This is a genomic window from Streptomyces sp. NPDC088732, from assembly GCF_044751205.1.
Classification (GTDB): Bacteria; Actinomycetota; Actinomycetes; order Streptomycetales; family Streptomycetaceae; genus Actinacidiphila.
In genome coordinates this window covers 1-20,781 of the sequence record NZ_JBIVLI010000047.1, presented here as the reverse complement: position 1 = coordinate 20,781, position 20,781 = coordinate 1, and the positions used below count along the sequence as shown (strand labels likewise).

Below are 20,781 nucleotides of genomic sequence, written 5' to 3'. Positions count from 1 at the left end.
GGCACCACCACGACCCCCTTCGACATGGTGGTCCGCAACGACCTCGACCGCTACCGCCTCGTCATGGACGTCATCGACCGCGTCCCCGGCCTCGCAGTGCGCGCCGCCGCCGTACGGCAGCAGATGGAGGACATACGGCTGCGGCACCACTCCTGGATCCGCGAGCACGGCACCGACCTCCCGGAGGTGACGGACTGGACGTGGACGGGATGAGCACACACGGCCCAAGGGCCGCTCCCCATGCGGGGGCGGCCCTTGGGCTTTCCGGCCACCGCCGCCCAACAAGCCCTCGCGGCAGGGCTGTTCGGCCCCCAGGGAATGGGCATTCGGCCCACGGCGGTGCGCCGCGTCCGGCGGGACAGTGAACACGCGACAAAGACGCCACCACCCACCGTTCGCGCACCGTCCCGAAGGGATCAGCATCATGGCCATCCAAGGACACCCCCACCGGCACACCGGGCCCCGCCTTCCGTCGCTGCGCAGGACCGGAGCCGCGCAGGCATCCGGCGAGGAGGCGACCACGGCCGTCGCGATCCGCGCGCACGTCTTCGCCGGCCTGCGTGTCCTGACCGGTTTCGTCTTCCTGTGGGCCTTCCTCGACAAGACCTTCGGCTTCGGCTACGCCACCGCGTCCGGCAGGGGCTGGATCGACGGCGGATCGCCCACCAAGGGATTCCTCAGCGGTGTGGCCGCCGGACCGATGCAGTCCACGTTCCACAGCTGGGCCGGCGCCGGCTGGGTGGACTGGCTGTTCATGCTCGGCCTGCTCGGCGTCGGTGCCGCCGTCATGAGCGGCGTGGCGCTGCGGCTCGCCGCCGTCGCCGGCACCGCCCTGGTGGCCATGATGTGGATCGCCGAATGGCCGCCCGCGAGGCACCTGGCCGACGGCTCGCCGAGCATGTCGACCAACCCGTTCGCCGACTACCACGTCATCTACGCCGTCGTGCTGATCGCACTGGCCGCCGTCTCCGCCGGCGCCACGTGGGGCCTGGGCCGGGTCTGGGCCCGTCTGCCTCTGGTCCGCGACCACGCCTGGCTGCGCTGAGCGCCTGTGCGAGACGCGTCAACCGGCCCGGGGACCTACGTCCCCGGGCCGCAGCGTCGACTGAGCCATCGGCGCGTACGGGGACGAGTGGCGGCTCGCGGCTGGGGCCTCCGATGCGCCGTATGGGCCGGTCGGTCCCGCAAGGGGACCTGCGGCCCATGCCGTCGTAGGAGCCGCAGGGCACGCTGGAGACAGTAGCCACGCCCGTCACGCCACTCTCTCCGTGAGGGGGTCATCGTCATGACGCGTCCCGTCATCGCCGGCCTGGACGGCTCGGCCGAGAGCCTGTCGGCCGCCGACTGGGCGGCCCGGGAAGCCTCCTCGCGGGGGCTTCCCTTGCGGTTGCTGCACGTCTGGGAGCGGCAGCCCTATGCTCAGGCGCCTCTGGGCGGGCCCGTGGCCATGCGTGCGTGGGCCGAGAGCGTGCCGAGGGAGGCGGCCGACGCCCTGCGCCGCCGGTACCCGCAACTGGAGATCAGCTCCGCGGACATTGCCGGACGGCCGGCTGCAGTCCTGTCGTCCGCGGCCGAGGACGCCGAGGTGCTGGCGCTCGGTTCACGTGGCCTCGGCGGCATCACCGGCTTCTTCGTGGGCTCCGTGGCCCTCGCGGTGATCGCCTCGGTACACCGCCCGGCCGTCCTGGTGAGATCAGGCGTGACCGCCGAGGACGAACACCTGCCCGACGCCGACGGGCTGGCCTCGGCCACCACCCCCTACCGTGACGTCGTTCTCGGCCTCGACCTGGACCGTCCGCACGAAGCCCTGTTCGGCTTCGCGTTCGACGCGGCCGCCCGGCGGGCCGCGCGCCTGCGGGTGATCTACGGGTGGACGCTGCACCCGTACGTGCACGGCACTGGCACGGTACTGCCCGACCTGATCGGAGAGGTCGCCTCAGAGTTCGACAGGGCGCTCACCGACGCCCTGCGGCCATGGCGGCTGAAGCATCCAGAGGTGGACGTCGATGCCCACCAAGCCGTCGGCCGGGCGGCCGACCACTTGGTGGACGCCTCCGCCGATGCCTGCATGGTCGTGGTCGGCCGCCACATCCGTCGCTCCACGGCCGGCAGCCACATCGGCCCGGTCACCCACGCGGTGATGCACCACAGCGCTGCCCCTGTCGCAGTGGTCCCGCACACGTGATCGTGTTCGGCCCCCCGCGCTGCGAAAACACTGACATCGAGAGGCGGTGGAGGCCATGACGTCTCCCCTGGTCGTGGGCACCGACGGTTCGGACACCGCTCTGGAAGCGGTCGACTGGGCCGCCGACGAGGCCGCCCTGCGCAGGCTGCCCCTGCGGATCGTGCACGCCTCGCTGTGGGAGCGATACGAGGGGAAGGCACCGTCCTTCGCTCTGCACCGCCCCGAGGAGCAGATCCTTGCCGAACACATGGTGAACTCCGCTCAGGAGCGGGCCCGTCTGCGCCGACCGGACCTGGAGGTCTCGGCCCAGGTCCTGGCCGAGGACGTGCCGTCCGCGCTGGTCCGCGAGGGAACCCATGCCACCGCGCTGTGGTGGGACATCGTGGCCGTGGCGGCATGGCCGGCCTGCTGCTCGGCTCCGTCGGACTGTCCCTCGCCGGACGCGCGACCTGTCCGGTCGTCGTGGTGAGGGGAGAGTGGCAGCGGCGGGACACCGGTGCCGGCCGGAAGTGGATCGCGCTCGGCGTCGGCCCGGACGACAACTCCTCGGCGGCCGTGGAGTTCGCCTTCCGCGAGGCCGAACTGCGTGGATGCGGCGTCAAGGCCGTGTACGCCTGGCGGATACCGGCCGGTGAGACGGCCGAATGGACCGGCTACGAGGACGAGGCCGTCAAGGCGCATCAGCGCCGCGCCGAAGATCACCTCGACGAGGCGCTGCGTGCGGCGGCGACCGCCCACCCCGCGGTCCGCTACCGCCGACACCCTGGCGAGGGCCATCCGCGCACAGTCCTTCTCGCGGCCCTCGACGACACTGATCTGCTCGTCGTTGGTGCCCGCCGCCGCCACAGCCCCTTCGGCCTCCAGCTCGGCCATGTCAACCACTCCATGCTGCACCACGCCCCCTGCCCGGTCGCCGTCGTCCCACAGCAGGACTGACCCGAGTGGCGCTCGGACCCGCCTCGCGGGCGCGGCAGGTCCCTGCGGGCGAGACTCGACCGCAGAGGCGGAGCGCCGCCGCGGCTCCGGCCGGGGGACCTCATGTGCCGGCCCGGCCCACCGGTTTCCGGGAGGGATGACGATGCGGGCATGGACGTGGTCGTACGAAGGCTACGACCCCGCGCAGGAACGGCTGCGCGAAGCCCTGTGCACACTGGGCAACGGCTACTTCGCCACCCGTGGTGCCGCCCCGGAATGCGCGGCGGGGCAGCACCACTACCCCGGCACCTACGTGGCCGGCTGCTACAACCGCCTCCATTCCACCATCGCGGGCCGGAAGGTCCGGAACGAGGACATGGTCAACCTGCCCAACTGGCTGCCCCTGCGCTTCCGGTTCCGCGACGGTGGGACGTGGTTCAGCCCCGACGACGGATCACTGCTCGACCACCGGCAGGACCTCGACCTCCGCCGCGCCACACTCACCAGGACGTTCAGGCTGCGTGATCCCCGCGGTCGGGTCCTGGCCGTCGAGCAGACGCGGCTGGTCCACATGCACGACCCGCACCTAGCCGCGTTGCGCACCGTCTTCACCGCCGACGGCGACTGGTCGGCCGACCTCGACGTCGAATCCGCACTCGACGGTGACGTCAGCAACGCGGGAGTCGCCCGCTACCGGGACCTGAACGGCCGTCACCTGACCCGGATGCACGCGGGGACGTCCGAACCGGACACGGTGTGGCTGAGATGCCGCACGACCTCGTCCGACATCCGCGTCGCCCTGGCCGCGCGCACCCGCGCCACGACCGTTCGGGAGACCATCCGCGCGCTGGAAGCGGGGGAGCGCACCGCGGTCCACCGGCTCACGGTCCCGGTGGCACCCGGCCGGCCGGCGGTCGTGGAGAAGACGGTGGCCCTGCACACCTCCCGTGACCCGGCGATCAGCGATCCGCTGCACGCCGCCCTCGACCGCGCGGACCGCGCGCCCGACTTCAGCGCCCTCCTGGCCACGCACACCGCCGCATGGGAGCAGCTGTGGCGCCGCGCCGCGCTGGACGTCCCCGGCGACGCCGGGCGCATCCTGCGGCTGCACGCCTTCCACGTCCTGCAGACCCTCTCACCGCACACCGCCGAACTGGACGTGGGTGTACCCGCGCGGGGGCTGCACGGAGAGGCCTACCGCGGCCATGTCTTCTGGGACGAGCTGTTCGTCCTGCCGTACCTCAACCTGCACTTCCCCGAAGTGTCGCGGGCACTGCTGGAGTACCGCCACCGTCGTCTCGACGAGGCGTGCCGAGCCGCCGCCCACGCAGGGCTGACCGGGGCGATGTACCCGTGGCAGAGCGGCAGCGACGGTCGCGAGGAGACCCAGACTCAACATCTCAACCCGCGCTCGGGACGATGGCTGCCGGACCACTCCCGCCTCCAGCACCACGTCGGCTCAGCCGTCGCCTACAACATCTGGCGCTACGGACAGGCCACCGGCGACACGGAGTTCCTGTACACCAAGGGTGCCGAGATGCTGCTCCAGATCGCCAGATTCTGGGCGGCCTCCGCCACCTGGGATCCGCAATGTGACGACTCCGGGCGGTACCGGATCCGCGGCGTCGTCGGCCCGGACGAGTACCACGACGCCTACCCCGGCTCCGCGACGCCCGGACTCGACGACAACACGTACACCAACGTGACCGCCGCCTGGGTGCTCGCCCGCGCCCTGGAACTCTGGCGCACCCTGCCCGCCCCGCGCCGCGACGAACTGCGCGAACGCACGGCCCTCGGCTCGGAGGAGACGCAGCGCTGGGATGACGTGTCGCGGAAGCTGTACGTCCCCCGGCACGCCGGTGTGATCAGCCAGTTCGCGGGCTACGGGGAACTGCGCGAACTGGACTGGGAGGGGTACCGACCGCGGTACGGGGACATCCGGCGCCTGGACCGGATCCTGGAGGCGGAGGGAGACTCGGTCGACCGCTACCAGGCATCCAAACAGGCCGACGTGCTCATGCTGGGCTACCTCTTCCCTCCCGCCGAACTCCGAGGCCTTTTCGACCGACTGGGATACCGCCTGGACGACAGCGACTGGCGCTCCACGCTCGACTACTACCTGCGGCGGACCAGCCACGGTTCGACCCTCAGCGGCGTGGTCCACGCCTGGGTACTGACCCGAGCCCATCGCGTCGACGCCTGGCCCTACGCCCAGGAAGCACTGCTGGGTGACATCACTGACGTCCAGGGCGGCACCACCGAGGAGGGCATCCATCTCGGCGCCATGGCCGGCACGCTCGATCTGGTCCAGCGCGGTCTGACCGGCATGGAGCCCCGCGAGGACGCCCTGTGGCTCGACCCGGTGCCACTGCCGCAGTTGTCGCGCTTCGGTTTCACCATCCGCTACCGCGGCCACTGGGGAGTCGGGGTGCACGTCGAGGCTCGTCACGTCGGGATCGTCGTCCCCGTCTCCGAATCGGCGCCCGTCCGGGTCCGCGTCGCTGGCCGGACCTGGTCGGTCCCACCGGGGCGCTCCCGTCTGATCGAGCTGCCGAGCCGCTGATGCCGCGCCGCCCGCAGGGCCACGGGTGACAAAGGGGTGGCCGCTGGCGGCGTACCGAGCCAGCTAGTCGCCGTCGGGCGTCCCCCGATGGGACTTCCATCCGGGGGAGCCGGCCCGTTCGTCATCGACGGCGGTGGCCTGCAACCGAAGAGCCAGGTCCTCCAGCGCCTGGCCCGCGGCGAGTTCATCACCGATCTCGGGAACGGAGTCCGCGGACGTGCGCCGCGCCACGCCCGTACCGGTGACGTTCGAGCTGTAACGGGTGGTCAGCACAGCTCATGCGTGCGTCCGATCACCGTGCTGGGTGATGTAGACCTGAACGCTCCACAGTTTGGCTTCCATTGCGATGACTCTTGTGCTGCTGGTTGGCGGACATTGACCGGTGGCCCGTCCCTACTCGCCTTGAGACGGGCAGTCGAGGTTGACGAGGACGACCTTCCTGCGCAGCCTCGCGCAGTCCCGGGCTCAAACCCGCTCCGCCGTAGCAGCCGGGATCGTGAGAAGTCGCCGATCCCCGAGGTCCGGCAGGAGTGACACCGCCGTCTTCCAGCCCCATGTGCGGCTGGTATTTCCGGGTTTGTCTCCGCTGCTCTTGGAGGATGTGGCCGACGAAGGTGACCGGATTGTGGTGCCGGCCCGGACGCCGCCAGACATCGCGGTCTGCAAGGTAAGCGGGGCCTCGTCGGGAGGGGTGCACGGCTATCACCGGGGGACGGTGGCCGACGTTCCGGTCGACGGGCGCCGGGTGGTGGTCCGTGTGCGGGTTCGGCGTCTGGTGTGCCCCACTCGAGGCTGCCGCCACACCTTCCGAGAACAGGAGTACGGGGTGCTGGAGCAATACCAGCGACCCACAGCCCGTCTGACCCAGGCGGGTCAAGGCGCGCGGCGATGTTGGCCAGGACCTCGAACATCAGCCTGTACAGCTCGCGTTCGGCCAGGCCGCTGATTTCCATCAAAGTCAGGGTGTCCACGGGCACGGTACGACGGGTTGCCCAGGGCCGGTCCATGAACGAGTCCCGCTAGCGTCGCGATAAAATGTCGTCTAGGTGTGCCGGGAAGCCTGGTCGGCTCGGGGAATGACTGCAGCGTCTGGCGGCGGCGACCCCGGTCGTCGTGATGGGGTTTTTCGCAGATGCGCGCCGTGGGGATTGTTCTCTTCCTGGTGGTTCTGGCCACTGTTGTTGCCACCTTTGCCCGGCACTGGCGCGTGCCCGCGCCCTCGTTGCTGGTCCTGGCGGGGCTGGGAGTGGCGCTGATACCGGGTGTGCCGGCGTTGCAGGTGCCGCCGCAGGCAATCGCGCTGGTCGTCCTCCCGCCACTGCTGTACGCCTCTGCCGAGGAGCTGTCGCTGCGCGACCTGCGCGCGGTGTGGAAACCGGTCACGATCCTCGCTTTTGGCTTGGTCTTCGTCTCGGCAGCGGCGGTCGGCTTCGTGGCGGTCGCGGTGACGGGGCTGCCGCCGGTGATCGCGTTCGTTCTCGGTGCCGTGCTGGCCAGCACCGACCCTGTGGCCGTCACCGCGCTCGGTCGACGCCTGGCCCTGCCTGGCCGCGTGCAGGTCCTGGTACAGGCGGAGAGCCTGTTCAACGACGCCACCTCACTGGTCCTGTTCAAGGTGGCCATTGGTATCGCCGTGGCCACGGGCGGAGCGGTGAGCCTGCCTGCGGCCGGCGGTGAATTCCTGCTGCTCGCAGGAGGCGGCAGCGTGATCGGTGCCGCCGTCGCCGGGCTGGTGTGGCTGATCCGCCGACGCACCATCGACCCGGTACTGGAAGCCGTGATCGCGCTGGTGACCCCGTACGCCGCCTATGTGCTGGCGGAGTTCGCGCACACTTCCGGAGTCACCTCGGTCGTCGTCGCCGGCGTCCTGCTCGGCCGCTCCGGCCACCGCCTCACCGACGCCCGGATCCGCCTGCAGCTCCACGCCGTATATGCGGTAGTGGTGTTCCTCCTGGAGAGCGTGGTCTTCAGCATCGTCGGTCTGGAGCTGCCCTCACTGGTGCGGGAGCTGCCCGCAGGCAGCGGTTGGTGGCCGCTTCAGGCTCTGGCGTTGGCCGCCGTGCTGATCACGGTCCGCGTATTGTCGATGCTCCCGCTGACTCGCGTGGTCAAGCCCAGCCGCGGTCGCCAGTCCTGGCGCGTGGCCGCCGTGGTGTCCTGGGCCGGGACCCGCGGGGTGATGCCATTGGCCGCCGCCTTGTCGATCCCGATTGTCTCGGACCGTGGCACCGCGCTGGACGGCCGCCCACTGCTGTTGGTGCTGACCACCGCGGTCGTGGTGTTCACCCTGGTCGTCCAAGGCCTGAGCCTGGCATCTGTGGTCAACCGCTCCGGGCTGGCCTTGGAGCCCGAGCACACCACCCGCGAGGAAGCCGAAGCCCGCGACACCCTCAACCGCGCCGCGCTGGTCCACGTCGACGAGCTCGCCACCCTGGAAGTGATGCCCGAGACCGTCATCGACCGGGTCCGCAGAGGACTCAGCGCCCGCCTGGAGCAGAGCACCGACGGCACAGATGGCAGCACCCTGGACGCCGCCTACCGCCGACTGCGGCTGTCGGTGATCACGGTCCAGAGCATGGAACTGCACCGCCTCTATGACGAACACCGGATCAGCGACATCACCCGGCGCCGCCTCCAGCACGACCTCGACCGAGAGGAAGCCGCATTCGGCAGCCACTGAGCGCGTGTCCCAGCATGCGGTAGTGAACCTGTCTGGCTGCGTGGGAGCGCCTCCGGCGGCGCAACGCGCTGGGCTGCGTCCACCCTGGACAGCTCGCCCCGCCCCTGGCTTGCTATCGGGCGGCCCCTCCGCTGCGGCGCCCTATCGCAGGTCAGCAGCCAGGGGGGTGGGGAATCGAGGCGAGCAGTGCCTTCCACGGCCGAGCGTCGGGTGGGGAGTTCGAGCCCGATCAAATGGCCACTTGGCGCCAGCAGGCCGCTCACTGCGCTACGGAGGGGCCGGGCCGGGCTCCTTGTGCGGAGTCCTGGCCCGGCCGTTCATACCTGCCAGCGCATGCTGAGCGCGTCGGGTTCGGCCCGCCCGTTGTCCGGTCTATTTCCTGCTCTGGCGGCGGGCGATGTCCTCGACAGAGAACCGGGTCCGGCGACGGAGGGACCGGTGGTGGTCGCCAGACGAGCGGGCTTCGGATGCCCATGGCCGGCGGTAGGCGCGAAGGCCAGCTGGTGGGCTGGCTTCACGATGGTCCGGCGTGCCGGCTGGCTTATCCGAAGAGTTGGAGGCGCGTTTTGACGCCGTCGGCTTCGAAGTCGTAGATGTTGCGGTTGATGCGCAGTCCGTCGATGGCGCCGATCCACATGTGGTCGCGACCCTTGCCGACGGCGACGGTGAGGATGGTCGGCGGTGCGATGCCGCCGGTGAAGGAGGCCTTCAGCTGGGTGAAGGTGCACGGGGTGGTCTGGGTGCAGGAGGTCTCGTTGCCGGTGAGGAACCAGGTGCCACTGGTGGTGGCGTCCAGGTAGGGGCTCCAGCGGTCAACCACCGCGACGGCGGGCGGGGTCCACACCATGGTGGAGTAGTTGTCGCCGGTGGTCATGTTCGGGTCGATCTCGAACCTGATGTTCGGCATGTTGGTCGGGCCGCCGTAGCCGACGTTCTCGCTGGTCTGGAAGACGTGGAAGCCGACCTTGGTCAGGCCCAGTACGGGGTTGCCGTAGAAGTCGCGCTCGTTGCCGAAGTCGACCTTCTCACTGGGGGGAGCCAGCGTGGTGGAGTTGTTCGCGACCTCGATGCCCAGGCTGCCGGTGCCGTAGGGCGGCCGCGCGGCGGATGCCGGTACGCCGAAGGAGCCGACCGGCCCGCTCCGCAGGATCGCAACGGGGGATCCGATCGTGTTACGGGTGATCACACCCCAGTTGTCTGCGAAGAGATCTCTCCCATCTGCGACAGCAGAGGCCGGTCCCGAGACCGTCGACGCCGCTATCGCGGCCAGGGCTATGACCGCGAGCGCGCCTCGGCGCACGCCAAATCGAGCGTTCACTGGTGTTCCTTTCGCGGGGAGGCCGACCGTCGGCCGTTGGCACATGCCAGGTGCATAGCACTCCGACGAATACGCACAGTCACCATATATGCCACTCCGTCACCGCGCCCGTCGGGGCACTCATCAGAGGGCCCTTGCAGTAGGTCCCTGCCACCGGCAGCCCTCGGAGCGGGGCCGCCCTCGTTGCTCTGGGTCGCCCCGGTACGTAGCGCTCATGTCGGGAGGTGGAAGTTGATCGCCGGGTACTTGCTCCCAGGGACGGAGCCCCCGTCATAAGTCCCTGCTCAGGGAGCACCGGCCTGGCTGGCCGGGCACGCCTACCGAACGTAATGTCGAACGCATGAGCTACCTCCCTCCGGATCTGGATCGGCTGCGGGTCACCCGCCTGTACCTGCAGTTGCAACTCGATGGGGTTGACGCACGGATCCGCGAGATCGAAGGGCTGCGACCGCCTGTCGACCCTCCGGTCGTGTCACGGCGTTCGCACCCGATCGCTGAGGACTCGGCCGGCTGGCGCCTGCAGCATGTCCCGGACGACAAGAGCGGCTCTATCAGGGCAATACTCCATCGCGGAGACTGCCCGGATGCGGCCGGACGCTTGCTCTCTCAGAACGAAGTCAGGATCGCCCTGGCGATGCCTGACATCACACCCTGCCCCTGCGGTCATCCCGAGCGTGGCGGCCCTCATTGAAGGCAGTTCGCCGCGTGGTCAGGTCCGTTCGCCCGGTGCCTGCCGGCAGGAGCGGGGCGGCCCCGCCGCGCGGGCAATGAACTTGCCGGGGTATGCGAGCGGAGCCGCACTTCCACCGTGCACCCTCTTGAACGCCGAGGTGTCGTTCTCCTTGTAGATCTTGGCGAACGGTCCCCAGCGCAGCCGTGCCCGAGTGTCCTCGGCGTCTTCCTCCCGGCGGTCGACTCCGGCTTCGGTGCCGAAACGGTCGGAGGAGACCAGCGGATAGGCAGCCGGCCGTTGGGGGAGGTACGCGGCCAGCTCGTCGGTGACGTTCGGGGTGACGCGGTCGCCGCGTGCCTGCGGCGGAATGAGCATGTCGTCCCACTCGTACGGCGTGGACATGGGGTGATCGACGCCGGTGACTCGTGTCCTCCGATACCCGGCCCTTTCGTCGGAGCCTGGCGTTCGGCCGGGGCGGAGAGGGCCGCCACGATCCGCGTCCCTCAAGGGGGATACTGACGCCCATGCGAATCGACTTCGATCCCGAGGCCATGGGCCGCACCCCGTTCTACAAGCTCCTGACCTCGGTGGTCGTGCCGCGGCCCATCGCGTGGGTGTCGACCCTGAGCGAGGCGGGAACGGCGAACCTCGCCCCTGCGAAGTTCTGAGGAAAGCGGTAGCGGTCCCGGAGCACGTTAGCCCTGGTCAGCGGGTACTGCAAGATGGAAGTTCCAAGAGCATAGAGGGCGGTTCGCTGCTCGGTGTGCAGCGCCCAATACCGGTCGCTGTACGACCAGTGCCACCACTCCGTCCTGTAGTTGATTAGCCCGCGGCCGACAGCGCCCGGCCCAAGGGCCTCGTGCACGGTGAGGCCGAACGCAACGACATGGTCCAGTACTTCGCCGAGCGGCTCACCGGCTACCTCGCCACCCAGCACGGCTGGGTGCAGTCCTACGGCACGCGCTACGTCCGCCCGCCGGTCCTCGCCGGGGACGCATGCTCACCGGGCCGGTCACCATGCCCGCCTGGTCCTTCGTCCGCGACGACCAGCCCCTCGCCGACACCGCGCGCCAAGTCGCCCTGTCCCTGCGCGACGAGGTCGGCGACCTGGAGCGCGCGGGAACGCCGGTCGGCCAAGTCGACGAGTGCGCCCTGCGCGAGACCCTGCCACTACGGACCCAGATCCATACCCACATGTGCTGCGCCGAGTTCGGTGACATCGTGACGGCGATCGACGACCTCGATGCCGACGTCATCAGCCTGGAGGCCGCCCGCTCCCACATGCAGGCCGCCCGCGAACTCGCCGCCCACGGCTACCCCGTGAGGCGGGACCAGGCGTCTACGACATCCACTCGCCCCGCGTCCCGGGCGTGGACGAGGCGGCCGCCCTGCTCCGCACCGGCCTGAGGGCCATCCCCGCAGAACGCCTGTGGGTCAACCCCGACTGCGGCCTGAAGACCCGCGGCTGGCCCGAGATCCGCGCTTCCCTGGAAAACCTGGTCGCAGCAGCTCGAACCGTCCGTAGCGAGCTGCCGTCCGCGTCCCCGGGTCGTGGCGATCGAATGGCTCGACCCGCTGTGGCCCGCGGGCCGCTGGGTGCCGGAGCAGATCAGCTGCGCCGGGGGCGAGGCCCTGCTGGCCGCGCTTGGCGAGCACACCAAGCCCATGGCCTGGGACGCGGTACGCGCGGCAGGCCCCGATGTCGTGCTGGTCCTGCCGTGCGGCTTCGCACCCGAGCGGACACTGCGCGAACGGGAAGCCCTCACGGCGTTGCCGGCCTGGTCGGAACTGCCCGCGGTCCGGTCGGACCAGGTCTGGGTCCTGGAAGGGCCTGCTTACGTCAACTGTCCCGGCCCGCGCGCGTTGCCAGCGGCGGAACAGGTCGTACACCCGGCCCACGGGCCGTACTGCCCGGGCACGTCTCGCCAGGGGATGCTGGTGCGGACCCGGAGCTGTATGCCGTCGATCAGCTGCCGCCGGGTCCATGTCGCCGGTCGACCGGCCTTCTTGCGCATCGGCAGCAGCGGCTCCAGCACAGCCCACTGCTCGTCCGGCAGGTCTCCACGCGCCACGAACCGGCTTGCGTGCTGGCCTGAGGGGCGGACGGGGCCGGCTCCCGTGGGGAGCCGGCCCGGCGCGAGGGAGGGGGTCAGCCGAGGATCGCGGCGGCCTGGACCTGGCCGATGGCCGTTTCCTGCCACAGGGCGCTGTCCCAGGTGGACGTCATTCGGGTGATTAGGCCGTTGGTGCCCAGTTCGAGCGCGGTCGCTCCCAGTGGCAGTGGGGTGCGACCAATCCATTCGAAGGCACCGCCCTGGGCGCTGCCGACAGTGTGTCGCAGGGTTACGTTCCGACCGTACGGGAGGGTCGTCAGGGTGTGGCTGAGGAACTCCTCGGCCCGACCCCGGCCGATCACCTGGGTGTGGAGGGCCATGTCCTCGAGAAGGACGTCCGGGTCCAGAAGCAAGGCCGTCTTGGCGGCGTCTCCGGCTGTCAGTGCGGCCACCAGTTTGCTGACTACCCTCCGGAGAGCCGGAGCGGCGGTCTGGCCGACCGTGTTCTCCCCGAAGTCGGTGGGGAACTGGTCGACGGGGACGCGCATGTCGGCGACGCCCTTGACGGTGAGGGAGCGTCCGTCCCAGTGGTCGACCCAGCGGACGACCTTGCCATGGTGGAAGTTGATGGTGCCGATTGCGCGCAGTTCGCGGCCGAACAGCTCAGGGGAGTCGGTGAAGAAGACCACGGCGCTGTTGTCGTCGCCGACGATGCGGGTCGGGTAGGCCATGGCGGAGTCGGGCCAGGTCGGAATGAGCTGGGCGAAAAGGTCGTACAGGTGCTGCCAGTCGGGGAAGGCCCAGCCGACGGTGGCGTCGGTGTAGACGATCGACTTGCGTGAGAAGTGCGCCATCAGGCGGTCGACGTCGGTTCCCGACTTGGCCTCGAAGTAGGACGTGAAGAAGTCTGCCAGCCAGGGTGTGGCACGGCTGACGTCGACGTCATGTCCCATCACCTTGATCGTGCGGGGAGGCCGGTAGGCGGTCTTGGGCGTCGCGGCGGCAGAGCCGACGCCGATGCCCGTCATGGCCGTGGCGGCCAGCATCCCGCCGAGCAGCGTTCGGCGGCTCGGACTGGCGGGGCCGTCAGACGAGGAGAGCTTCATCGATTACTCCAGTGATGATCCTTGCGGCGGGGCTGCCGTCGGCTCCGAAGGCCGGTGCGGATGGTGAAGCTGTCGCCGCCGTAGTGGTTCTGAGTGCGACGTTAGTAGAAAGTGCGTACGCAAGCAATATGTGCGGGTGCATTGGCTTGTGCGCACCCTCTATGTCGCGGTGGTCCCGCTGAGCGATCACACGCAGTCCCTTTGGTCGGTGAGATATCCGGTTTGTCCTATGCGGCTGGGATTCGCCCGCAGGGAAAGTTCCGTGGCGGCCATGCAGCGAGATGGGCAGAGGATTGGGCCCGCCGGGGCCGGCCCTCGGCCCGAGTGGTTGTCCGCCCGTGGACCGCCGCATCGCCCCGGCCCTGCCCAGGTCCGCGCGAACTTCGTACGGCGACCTCACGCGCTCAGAAAGGCAGTACCAGCATGGAATTCGGGCACCGTCTCGGTCGGCGACCTGACCCGCGCCTGTCGGTTGCGGTGTCCGGCGACGCGGAGCGCGTTGATCGCCAGATTGGGCAAGGTGGCCATGTTCTCGGGCCCGTTGCCGGTGTGGATCTTGGAGGCGTTCTCGCCGAAGGTGGTGTAGCGAACGAAGTGGAGTCGGTTCTCGATGGTCTGCTGTGGCCGGGCAAGCCGACCGAGCCTCTGGGGCGAGGCTTGTTGCGAGATCAGGTCCGTGATCGCGTAGATGGCCTGTCGGCTGCACCTGCCGGTCTTGAGGTCGGTGCGGTGACGCAGGATGCGCACGGCCTGGGCGGCATGGGGGAAGTCCAGGCCGAAGCCGGTGACGGTCAAGGCCCTGGTCACGCGGGTCTCCTTGCGCCTAAGCCAGGTCTCGCGGTCGTAGCGCCGTGCGGTGACTTCCTTCCACGGCAGCGACCGGAGCGTGCTGTGCGGCCCGGGCTGGTCGGTCTTGACCACCAACAGGTAGTGTGCCTTCTTCGCCTCCACCAGGAATCGCACCATGGCCCCGCTGAGTGTGCAGAGCGTCGGCCGTGACCGTGACCTCGACTGACCGTACATGTCATGCCGCCAGCGTCCAGGACCGCGACGACCCCCGACAGTTGCTGCTGCGGACCGGACTCGGCCACGCCACCGTGCGGAATATCTGGGGCGATCAGGCTTCGCCGACCGCCTCGTGGACTGGGCCGCCGCCTTGCAACGCACCCTGGAGATCGTCCGCAAGGAGCCGGGCTGGCGAGGCTTCCAGGTCCAGCCCAAGCGGTGAGCCGTCGAGCGAGCCGCCGCTACCGCGTCCCGCGTCTCCTCAGTGCTGCGTGCACCAAGGGAAAGTCCGTTGGCAATTCGCCCGGATGCCCTGGTGTGTACAGCCCCCGCCACCTCAATCGTGCGCGGGATGACGACAACGGGACTCCTGGAATCGACGACCACCCTGCTCGACACAACTTGATCCACCAGGAGTCCCGTTACTGCCCATGGCCGAAGATCTCTGATGCAACGGCGTTGAGCGGGCTACTACGGCACGATCACGGCCTTGAGCGGCTCGCCGCGTCCCACAGAGTCCAACGCGTCCTGCGCCTGATCGAGCGAGAAGCGGTGGGTGACCATTTCGGCCAGCGGGAACCGCTGGTGGCACATCCGGGTGATCCGGATCGTGTTGTACATGTGCCGCGGCGTGGTGTAGGCCGAGCCGATGACGCTGATGTTGCGGTTGTTGAGGTAGCGCGGCTCGACCGGCGAGGTGCCCGGCGCGGACCACAGACCGAGGATGACGTACGTACCGTTGGTGGCGACAAGCGGGAGACCCTCGGTGAACGCCGGGACCCTGCCGGCGGCCTCGATGATGACGTCCGCACCACGGCCGTCCGTGATCTCCATAACTGCGGCGGCCCGATCTTGCTCGGTCGTCTTCGTCACGTCGATGACGGTGGTGGCTCCGAGTTTCTCAGCCATCTCGAGCCGATTGGCCGGTGCGCCGAGGACCGTGACGCTCCCCGCGCCGGCGAGGTGTGCCAGAAGCGTGGCGGCCAGGCCGACGGGGCCGGAGCCCTGCACGATGACGTCCTGCCCGTACTGGATGCCGCCCAGCCGGTCCAGGGCGTGCAGCGCCGTGGGCATGGCGCAACCGAAGGCGATGAGGGCCTCGGCCGGGACGTCCCGCGGGATCTTGAAGAACGTCATACCGTCCGGCAGCCAGGCGTACTCCGTGTAGGTACCCACTGGCGGCTTGTCCCCGTGCTGATGCAACTGGTACGTGACCAGGTTGGGGCACATGGACACGTCTTCCAGGACGGTGCAGTAGTAGCAGCGGTAGCACGGCAGCGCGGGCTGCCAGTACACGAGGTCTCCCACCGCGACGGGCTCTCCGGCGTAGTCCGTGGCGACCTCGGAGCCGAGCTCCTCGATACGGCCGATGGCCTCGTGCCCGAGGACCATCGGGTTGGGCAGAGTGATATCGCCGGACTGGAGGTGATGGTCCGTGCCGCACACACCGGACATCTCGACCGAGACGATGACGTCACGGCTGGATGCGGACGGGGTGGGGCGCTCCCAGATCTCCAGGGGAGAACCGGGCTTTACCAGCACGGCGCGCTTCACATTGCGCATGATCCGCGACTCCTTTTTCTCTCTGCGGGTGTCGGGGCCAGGTCGTCCGGCGGCGTCGCCGGACGACCTGGGCCGGGGTGAGACGTTTTCGCGCAGCCTTCATCGACCCCGGAGGAGCTGATCGGCGGGCTGGCGGATGGTTTATCGGGCGTAGCCGCCGTCGGCCATGATGGTCTGGCCGGTGACGAAGGCGGCGTCGTCGCTGGTGAGGAAGGCGATGGTGCCGGTGAGGTCTTCGGGCAGGCCGTTTCGCTTGATGGCCTGGGCCTGGGCGGCGGCGTCGCGGGCTTCCTGAGGGTGAGCCTGCTGGCTGCCGGGGGTGATGGTGAGGGTGGGGCCGACGGCGTTGACGGTGATGCCGAACGGGGCGAGGTCGTTGGCCAGGCCGCGGCTGAAGCCGATGTTGCCCATCTTGCTGGCCATGTAGTGGGAGATGCCGGGAACGTTGGTGACGATGGAGTTGGAGGTCAGGTTGACGATGCGGCCCCAGCCCCCCTTCTTCATGGTCTGCAGTACGGCCTTGACCATGAGGAACTGCGAGTCGAGGTTGACGGCGATGACGCGCTTCCACGTGTCGTAGTCGAGGTCTTCGATGTCGCGGAAGGGGAAGATGCCGGCGTTGTTGACCAGGATGTCGGCGCGCCCGAGTCGGTCGGCGACCTCCTTGCCCACGGCCGCGGTCTCCTGCGGGTTCGACACGTCGGCGGTGAGGCCGAGTGCGTTGTGTCCCTTGCCGGCGAGCAGGGCGACGGTTTCGTCAGGGCTGTCGAGGTCGACGGCAACGACGGTCGCGCCGCGCGTGCCCAGGTCGAGCGCGATGGCCTGACCGATGCCGCGCCCGGCGCCGGTGACGACGGCCACACGGCCAGCGTGGGTCTGCGGAACTGACATGTCAGAAACTCCTTTGTTTTGCACTGATTGATCCTGGGTCCCGCACGTGTCGAGCGGTGCCCGAGGCTTCTGGATTTCCGGGCTCGACGCTGGGGCTGTTACGCCGCGCGGCCGGCCTTGAAGATCCTGGCAACGGTGGCAATGCGCTTGCCCTGGTAGGTGCCGGAGGCGCGGGCGGTGCTGTCGACGGGGATCTCACCTGTGGCGCCGGTCACGTGGGAGGTGCCATAGGGGTTGCCGTCGGTGAACTTGACCGGGTCGGTGAAGCCGGGGGGAACGATGAATCCGCCGAAGTGGTGGATGGAGTTGTAGAGCGCCAGCAGGGTGGACTCCTGGCCGCCGTGCAGCTGCGCGGTGGAGGTGAAGCCGCTGTAGACCTTGTCCGCCAGCAGGCCCTGGGACCACAGGCCGCCGAGGGTGTCCAGGAACTGCTTGAGCTGGCTGGCGACGTTGCCGAAGCGAGTAGGGGTGCCGAAGATGACAGCGTCGGCCCACTTGATGTCGTCCGGCGTGGCCACCGGAATGTGCTCGGTCGCTGCGGCGTGGTCGGCCCACGGCTTGACGCCTGCGACCACTTCCTTGGGCGCGAGCTCGGCCACACGCAGCAGCCGTACGTTGGCTCCAGCCTCGGCCGCACCGGCGGCAATGGTCTCCGCCAGCTGGTAAATGGTGCCGGTGGACGAGTAGTAGATGACGGCAACATTCGGCGTGTGGGGCATGATGTGATCCATTTCAGTGCGGAACGCCTGAGCCCGGAGGCCTCGGCGCGTGGAGGAGGAGATCAAGTCGATCAACGGTCTGATGCAGCGCTGCCGAGGCATGCGCGCCGCCTCGCGCTGTTGGTGCCTGCGCAAGCAATTACACCCTAAGCGAGGACGCTCGCATATCGGAAAAGTGACCTAGTCCCTAAGTCGTAGGCGCTGGCCATGGCAGCCTCGGCTCCGAGTGAACAGGTCTCCTGCAGCGAGATCACCGACAGTGGATCTTGACTGTCCAGGCAAGGACTTTCCGGTGGGACGCCGGCCTGTGCAGCTGAGAGGAGTTCCGGAAGGCGCCATCGCGTGCGCTGAACCCCTGATGTGTGGCGGTGGCCGCAGAGCTCGGCCGCGCACATGGGCCCGCAAGGGTGTCGCTGGATACTTCCGTCGGACTCCTTTTTGTGACCTTGTACGCGGACACCAGCGCCCGCTGTTCGACCTCGATGCCCAGGTCGTCCATGGCCAAAGCCGTGGACAGCGCGGTGGTGGTGCGGACCGGTGGCCGGGCCTGGTCGCGCAGGTGTCGTGCCGCGACGGCGTGCTCGGGGTTGGTGATGGTCTGGTGTCGGGACCAGCAGCGGCCGTGGCGAGCGACCACGTCATTGCCGCAGGTCACGACGATGCTCTCGGTGTCGCTCCGAACGGTGATCCGGTGCCTGATCGCGCGGGGGTGGACGGAGTAGTCGCATGTGTCGACGCGGATGTAGTGGTCGCGGCCGAGCCGGATGGTGCGCGGCCACCAGTTCGGCGGGGCGACCGGCGGCAGGGCGAGCATCGCCGACCGATCCGCTTCCCAGCGGTCGACCGGGTGGGCGTCGATCCTGCGGGGCCGTTGCCGGTTGGCGACCTGCAGCCAGGCCGTGAGCTGACCGTTGAAGTCGCCCGGGCCGGTGAAGACGCGGTCGGGCAGGAAGCTGGTCCCCAGATAGCCGTTCGCCCGCCCGACCAGGCCTTTCGCCTCGGGATCACGCGGCCGACAGAAGTGGATCCGGATCGCGAGATCATATTGCTTGCGTACGCACACCCCATTAATCTCTCGGTCCAGGACCCCATGTGGCGCAAGAGGGACTTCACCGCCCGCCCCGGCCTTCGGAGCCGACGGCCGCTTCGCCGTGGGGACGATCACTGGAGTGAGGTGCGAAAAGACTGACAGTCGTAGGCGTCGGCAATGGTTCCGATCAAGGGTGCGATGCCGGCTTTGGCCAGGCGCTCCGTGAACGCGATCGAGGTGTATCGAGCGGATTCAACCGGCCGCCGCAACACCTTGATCAAGGGGGGAAGGAATGGGTGTCTTGGAGCGTCACAAGCGGGTGCGCGCATATCGCGGGCAGATTCCGTCGCCGGGCCGGCCTACGACCTGGCGTGAGGACAGGGCGAGGTTCTGATCGGCGATTGCCCGCGGCGTCAAGACCGAGGACGCGTGTGTGGAGGCGCGTGTGTCCGCCGCGCAGTGAACCGCCAACGGGACGTGCATGATACCCATGGGCGCGACGCCTTCGGCACGTACAGCGTCAGGACAGGGGAAGGGGGCGAGGATGAGAGTAAACACAACCCTCATCAGGTATGACGACGGTGGCATAGAGGGCACGGCCCAGATGCTCGAGGAACAGATGCAACGGCTGGAGGCTCAGAAGCGGGGGCTCGATCGGGAGTTGGCGGCAGTCGCCGCACACCTTCAGTCCGTGCGCGGAGCCCTCGATATTTTGCGAAAACTGACTTCGGTTGTATGCCTCACCGGCGATGCGACAGAACAACAGAGCCAGAGCGACGTGGCGGCTGCGTCGTCGGCGTCGCTCCCCATCGACGTCGTTGAGGGGGCGGAAGAACTGAGGCCGCTATCGGCCGGGTCTGGTGTGTCCGGCATGGGCGGCTACGGCCGGCTGACCGAGCAGATCCTTGAGTATCTGTCCACCCTGGGCGATGCCGAGGTCAGGGCGCGCGATGTTGCCGCAGCCCTCGGTCGGGACGCTACAGCAGGCAGTATCAACGCTGTACGTAGCACGTTGGACCGGTTGGTTGGCAACTCACGCGCCGTGCGTGCGGGCCGCGGCCTCTACCGGGCTGCGCCCTGAGCCCTGCGGGCACCGCATCGGGCTCCGCCTCCTTGAAGATGTGTTGTGGCAGCGGTTCGTGGGTCTCATCCCAGGGAGTGGCCGAGTACCACGTCGACGTCCTTGTCGTTTCCGATCTCGACGCTGATCGTGGTCGCCACCTGCGGGAAGCCGCAGGGTGGTGGGCTGACGCCTGAACGGCAGGCGTTTCGCGAGCGGATCCGGATGGAGGCCGCGGGGCACGTGGCCGCGGGCGCCTCCAACGCGGAGGTCGCCAAGGGAGTCTGGCGACCTCCCGGGGAAGCGAGTCCTCGTGACCGGAGCCTCGGGCACCGTAGGTCGGTTCGCCGTCCAGCTCGCGGCAGGCGCCGGCGCCCACGTTGTGGCCCAAGCCCGTCGGACCAGAGGTCTCGCTGACCTGGGCGCCCACGAGGTGCTCTCTAACCTCGACGGGGTGGAAGGCGTCGACGTTGCGATCCACAACGTAGGAGGCCCCTACCTGGCGCACGCCTGGTCCGCGCTCCGTGACGGCGGCGTTGTGAAGAACATCGGCTGGACCGCCGGAATGCCCAGCCGAACTTCGCTGGCGCAGACAATGATTCCCAATGGAGTTCGTCAAGGGCGTCGGTGACGCTTGGTGATCACGTCACATCGCTGTGAGTCCGCGTTGGGGTGGCTCGGTGGTGAGGGTGCGCTGGTCTCGGATGAGGGCCCAGAGCACGTCAAGGCGGCGTCGGGCGAGGGCGAGCACGGCTTGCTGTGGGTTTTCCCCTCGCTTCGTTTGCGCCGGTAGAAGGCCTGGGACGTGGGGCAGCAACGGGCGGCGACCTGGGCGGAGAGGTAGAACACGCGCAGGAGACGGCGGTGGTAGCGGTGCGGCGGCGCATATTGCCGCTGATGCGTCCCGAGTCTTTGGGCACGGGTGCTAGTACTGCAACGGTCTTTGCCGTGACGGGTGGGCAGCGGGCTCGTTGAGGTGGGCATGGGGTGGGATGTGGTGCTGTCTGATGCGAGCCGGT

At 68.9% G+C, this 20,781-nt stretch carries 17 protein-coding genes and 6 pseudogenes; 12 read left to right on the top strand and 11 right to left on the bottom strand.

Annotation, left to right across the window (positions count from 1 at the left end; translation table 11 throughout):
- The 5 genes and pseudogenes from ACIP9H_RS41635 to ACIP9H_RS41615 all read left to right on the top strand — a co-directional run.
- A partial coding sequence (locus ACIP9H_RS41635; protein WP_401597962.1) for a hypothetical protein occupies window positions 1–213 on the top strand: 213 nt, incomplete at its 5' end.
- Window positions 214–424: 211 nt separating this feature from the next.
- Entirely contained in the window at window positions 425–1,045 is a 621-nt protein-coding gene (locus ACIP9H_RS41630; RefSeq protein ID WP_401597960.1) for a hypothetical protein, read from the top strand.
- 240 nt (window positions 1,046–1,285) lie between these two features.
- Complete coding sequence (locus ACIP9H_RS41625; RefSeq protein ID WP_401597957.1) at window positions 1,286–2,185, top strand: universal stress protein; 900 nt, start codon at window positions 1,286–1,288, stop codon at window positions 2,183–2,185.
- Between the two features lie 55 nt (window positions 2,186–2,240).
- Window positions 2,241–3,121 (top strand): annotated as a pseudogene (locus tag ACIP9H_RS41620) (universal stress protein).
- A gap of 142 nt (window positions 3,122–3,263) precedes the next feature.
- Entirely contained in the window at window positions 3,264–5,663 is a 2,400-nt protein-coding gene (locus tag ACIP9H_RS41615) for a glycoside hydrolase family 65 protein (RefSeq protein ID WP_401597954.1), read from the top strand.
- 63 nt (window positions 5,664–5,726) lie between these two features.
- On the opposite strand, the gene ACIP9H_RS41610 is transcribed toward ACIP9H_RS41615, so the two are convergent.
- Entirely contained in the window at window positions 5,727–5,936 is a 210-nt protein-coding gene (locus ACIP9H_RS41610; protein ID WP_401597952.1) for a dsRBD fold-containing protein, read from the bottom strand.
- A gap of 283 nt (window positions 5,937–6,219) precedes the next feature.
- Here ACIP9H_RS41610 and ACIP9H_RS41605 point away from each other — a divergent pair.
- Both ACIP9H_RS41605 and ACIP9H_RS41600 read left to right on the top strand, forming a co-directional pair.
- Window positions 6,220–6,531, top strand: a pseudogene (locus ACIP9H_RS41605) (ISL3 family transposase); the annotation flags it as partial.
- A gap of 264 nt (window positions 6,532–6,795) precedes the next feature.
- Window positions 6,796–8,343 carry a Na+/H+ antiporter gene (locus ACIP9H_RS41600; RefSeq protein WP_401964173.1) on the top strand — a complete coding sequence of 516 codons (1,548 nt, stop codon included), beginning with the start codon at window positions 6,796–6,798 and terminating at the stop codon, window positions 8,341–8,343.
- A 541-nt stretch (window positions 8,344–8,884) separates the two neighbouring features.
- On the opposite strand, the gene ACIP9H_RS41595 is transcribed toward ACIP9H_RS41600, so the two are convergent.
- Window positions 8,885–9,529: a hypothetical protein gene (locus tag ACIP9H_RS41595; RefSeq protein ID WP_401597946.1), complete on the bottom strand. Its 645-nt coding sequence runs from the start codon at window positions 9,527–9,529 to the stop codon at window positions 8,885–8,887.
- Window positions 9,530–10,001: 472 nt separating this feature from the next.
- Between ACIP9H_RS41595 and ACIP9H_RS41590 the strand changes: the two genes are divergently transcribed.
- Window positions 10,002–10,352, top strand: a complete 351-nt coding sequence (locus tag ACIP9H_RS41590) for a DUF6233 domain-containing protein (RefSeq protein WP_401597943.1) — start codon at window positions 10,002–10,004, stop codon at window positions 10,350–10,352.
- Window positions 10,353–10,370: 18 nt separating this feature from the next.
- On the opposite strand, the gene ACIP9H_RS41585 is transcribed toward ACIP9H_RS41590, so the two are convergent.
- Window positions 10,371–10,736, bottom strand: a complete 366-nt coding sequence (locus tag ACIP9H_RS41585; RefSeq protein ID WP_401597940.1) for a hypothetical protein — start codon at window positions 10,734–10,736, stop codon at window positions 10,371–10,373.
- Window positions 10,737–10,858: 122 nt separating this feature from the next.
- Between ACIP9H_RS41585 and ACIP9H_RS41580 the strand changes: the two are divergent.
- Both ACIP9H_RS41580 and ACIP9H_RS41575 read left to right on the top strand, forming a co-directional pair.
- Window positions 10,859–10,999: pseudogene (locus ACIP9H_RS41580) on the top strand (flavin reductase family protein); the annotation flags it as partial.
- A 191-nt stretch (window positions 11,000–11,190) separates the two neighbouring features.
- Window positions 11,191–11,875: pseudogene (locus ACIP9H_RS41575) on the top strand (5-methyltetrahydropteroyltriglutamate--homocysteine S-methyltransferase); the annotation flags it as partial.
- Window positions 11,876–12,169: 294 nt separating this feature from the next.
- On the opposite strand, the gene ACIP9H_RS41570 reads toward ACIP9H_RS41575, so the two are convergent.
- The 7 genes from ACIP9H_RS41570 to ACIP9H_RS41540 form a co-directional block, all read right to left on the bottom strand.
- Window positions 12,170–12,349, bottom strand: a complete 180-nt coding sequence (locus ACIP9H_RS41570; RefSeq protein WP_401597964.1) for a transposase — start codon at window positions 12,347–12,349, stop codon at window positions 12,170–12,172.
- 134 nt (window positions 12,350–12,483) lie between these two features.
- Entirely contained in the window at window positions 12,484–13,494 is a 1,011-nt protein-coding gene (locus tag ACIP9H_RS41565) for a hypothetical protein (RefSeq protein WP_401597937.1), read from the bottom strand.
- A gap of 396 nt (window positions 13,495–13,890) precedes the next feature.
- On the bottom strand, window positions 13,891–14,460 hold the full coding sequence (locus ACIP9H_RS41560; protein ID WP_401597934.1) for a hypothetical protein: 570 nt from the start codon (window positions 14,458–14,460) through the stop codon (window positions 13,891–13,893).
- Between the two features lie 510 nt (window positions 14,461–14,970).
- The gene (locus ACIP9H_RS41555) at window positions 14,971–16,062 is read right to left on the bottom strand and encodes a zinc-binding dehydrogenase (RefSeq protein WP_401597932.1); all 1,092 of its coding nucleotides are present in this window, start codon (window positions 16,060–16,062) and stop codon (window positions 14,971–14,973) included.
- Between the two features lie 141 nt (window positions 16,063–16,203).
- Complete coding sequence (locus tag ACIP9H_RS41550) at window positions 16,204–16,953, bottom strand: SDR family NAD(P)-dependent oxidoreductase (protein WP_401597930.1); 750 nt, start codon at window positions 16,951–16,953, stop codon at window positions 16,204–16,206.
- A gap of 98 nt (window positions 16,954–17,051) precedes the next feature.
- The gene (gene wrbA / locus ACIP9H_RS41545) at window positions 17,052–17,672 is read right to left on the bottom strand and encodes an NAD(P)H:quinone oxidoreductase (RefSeq protein WP_401597927.1); all 621 of its coding nucleotides are present in this window, start codon (window positions 17,670–17,672) and stop codon (window positions 17,052–17,054) included.
- A gap of 250 nt (window positions 17,673–17,922) precedes the next feature.
- A complete protein-coding gene (locus tag ACIP9H_RS41540) occupies window positions 17,923–18,837 on the bottom strand; it encodes a Mu transposase domain-containing protein (RefSeq protein ID WP_401597924.1) in 915 nt (304 codons plus the stop codon).
- A gap of 157 nt (window positions 18,838–18,994) precedes the next feature.
- On the opposite strand from ACIP9H_RS41540, the pseudogene ACIP9H_RS41535 reads away from it, so the two are divergent.
- Window positions 18,995–19,156 (top strand): annotated as a pseudogene (locus ACIP9H_RS41535) (IS30 family transposase); the annotation flags it as partial.
- Between the two features lie 90 nt (window positions 19,157–19,246).
- Complete coding sequence (locus ACIP9H_RS41530; protein ID WP_401597921.1) at window positions 19,247–19,783, top strand: hypothetical protein; 537 nt, start codon at window positions 19,247–19,249, stop codon at window positions 19,781–19,783.
- A 625-nt stretch (window positions 19,784–20,408) separates the two neighbouring features.
- Here ACIP9H_RS41530 and ACIP9H_RS41525 read toward each other — a convergent pair.
- Window positions 20,409–20,700: pseudogene (locus tag ACIP9H_RS41525) on the bottom strand (transposase); the annotation flags it as partial.
- Window positions 20,701–20,781 lie beyond the last annotated feature (81 nt).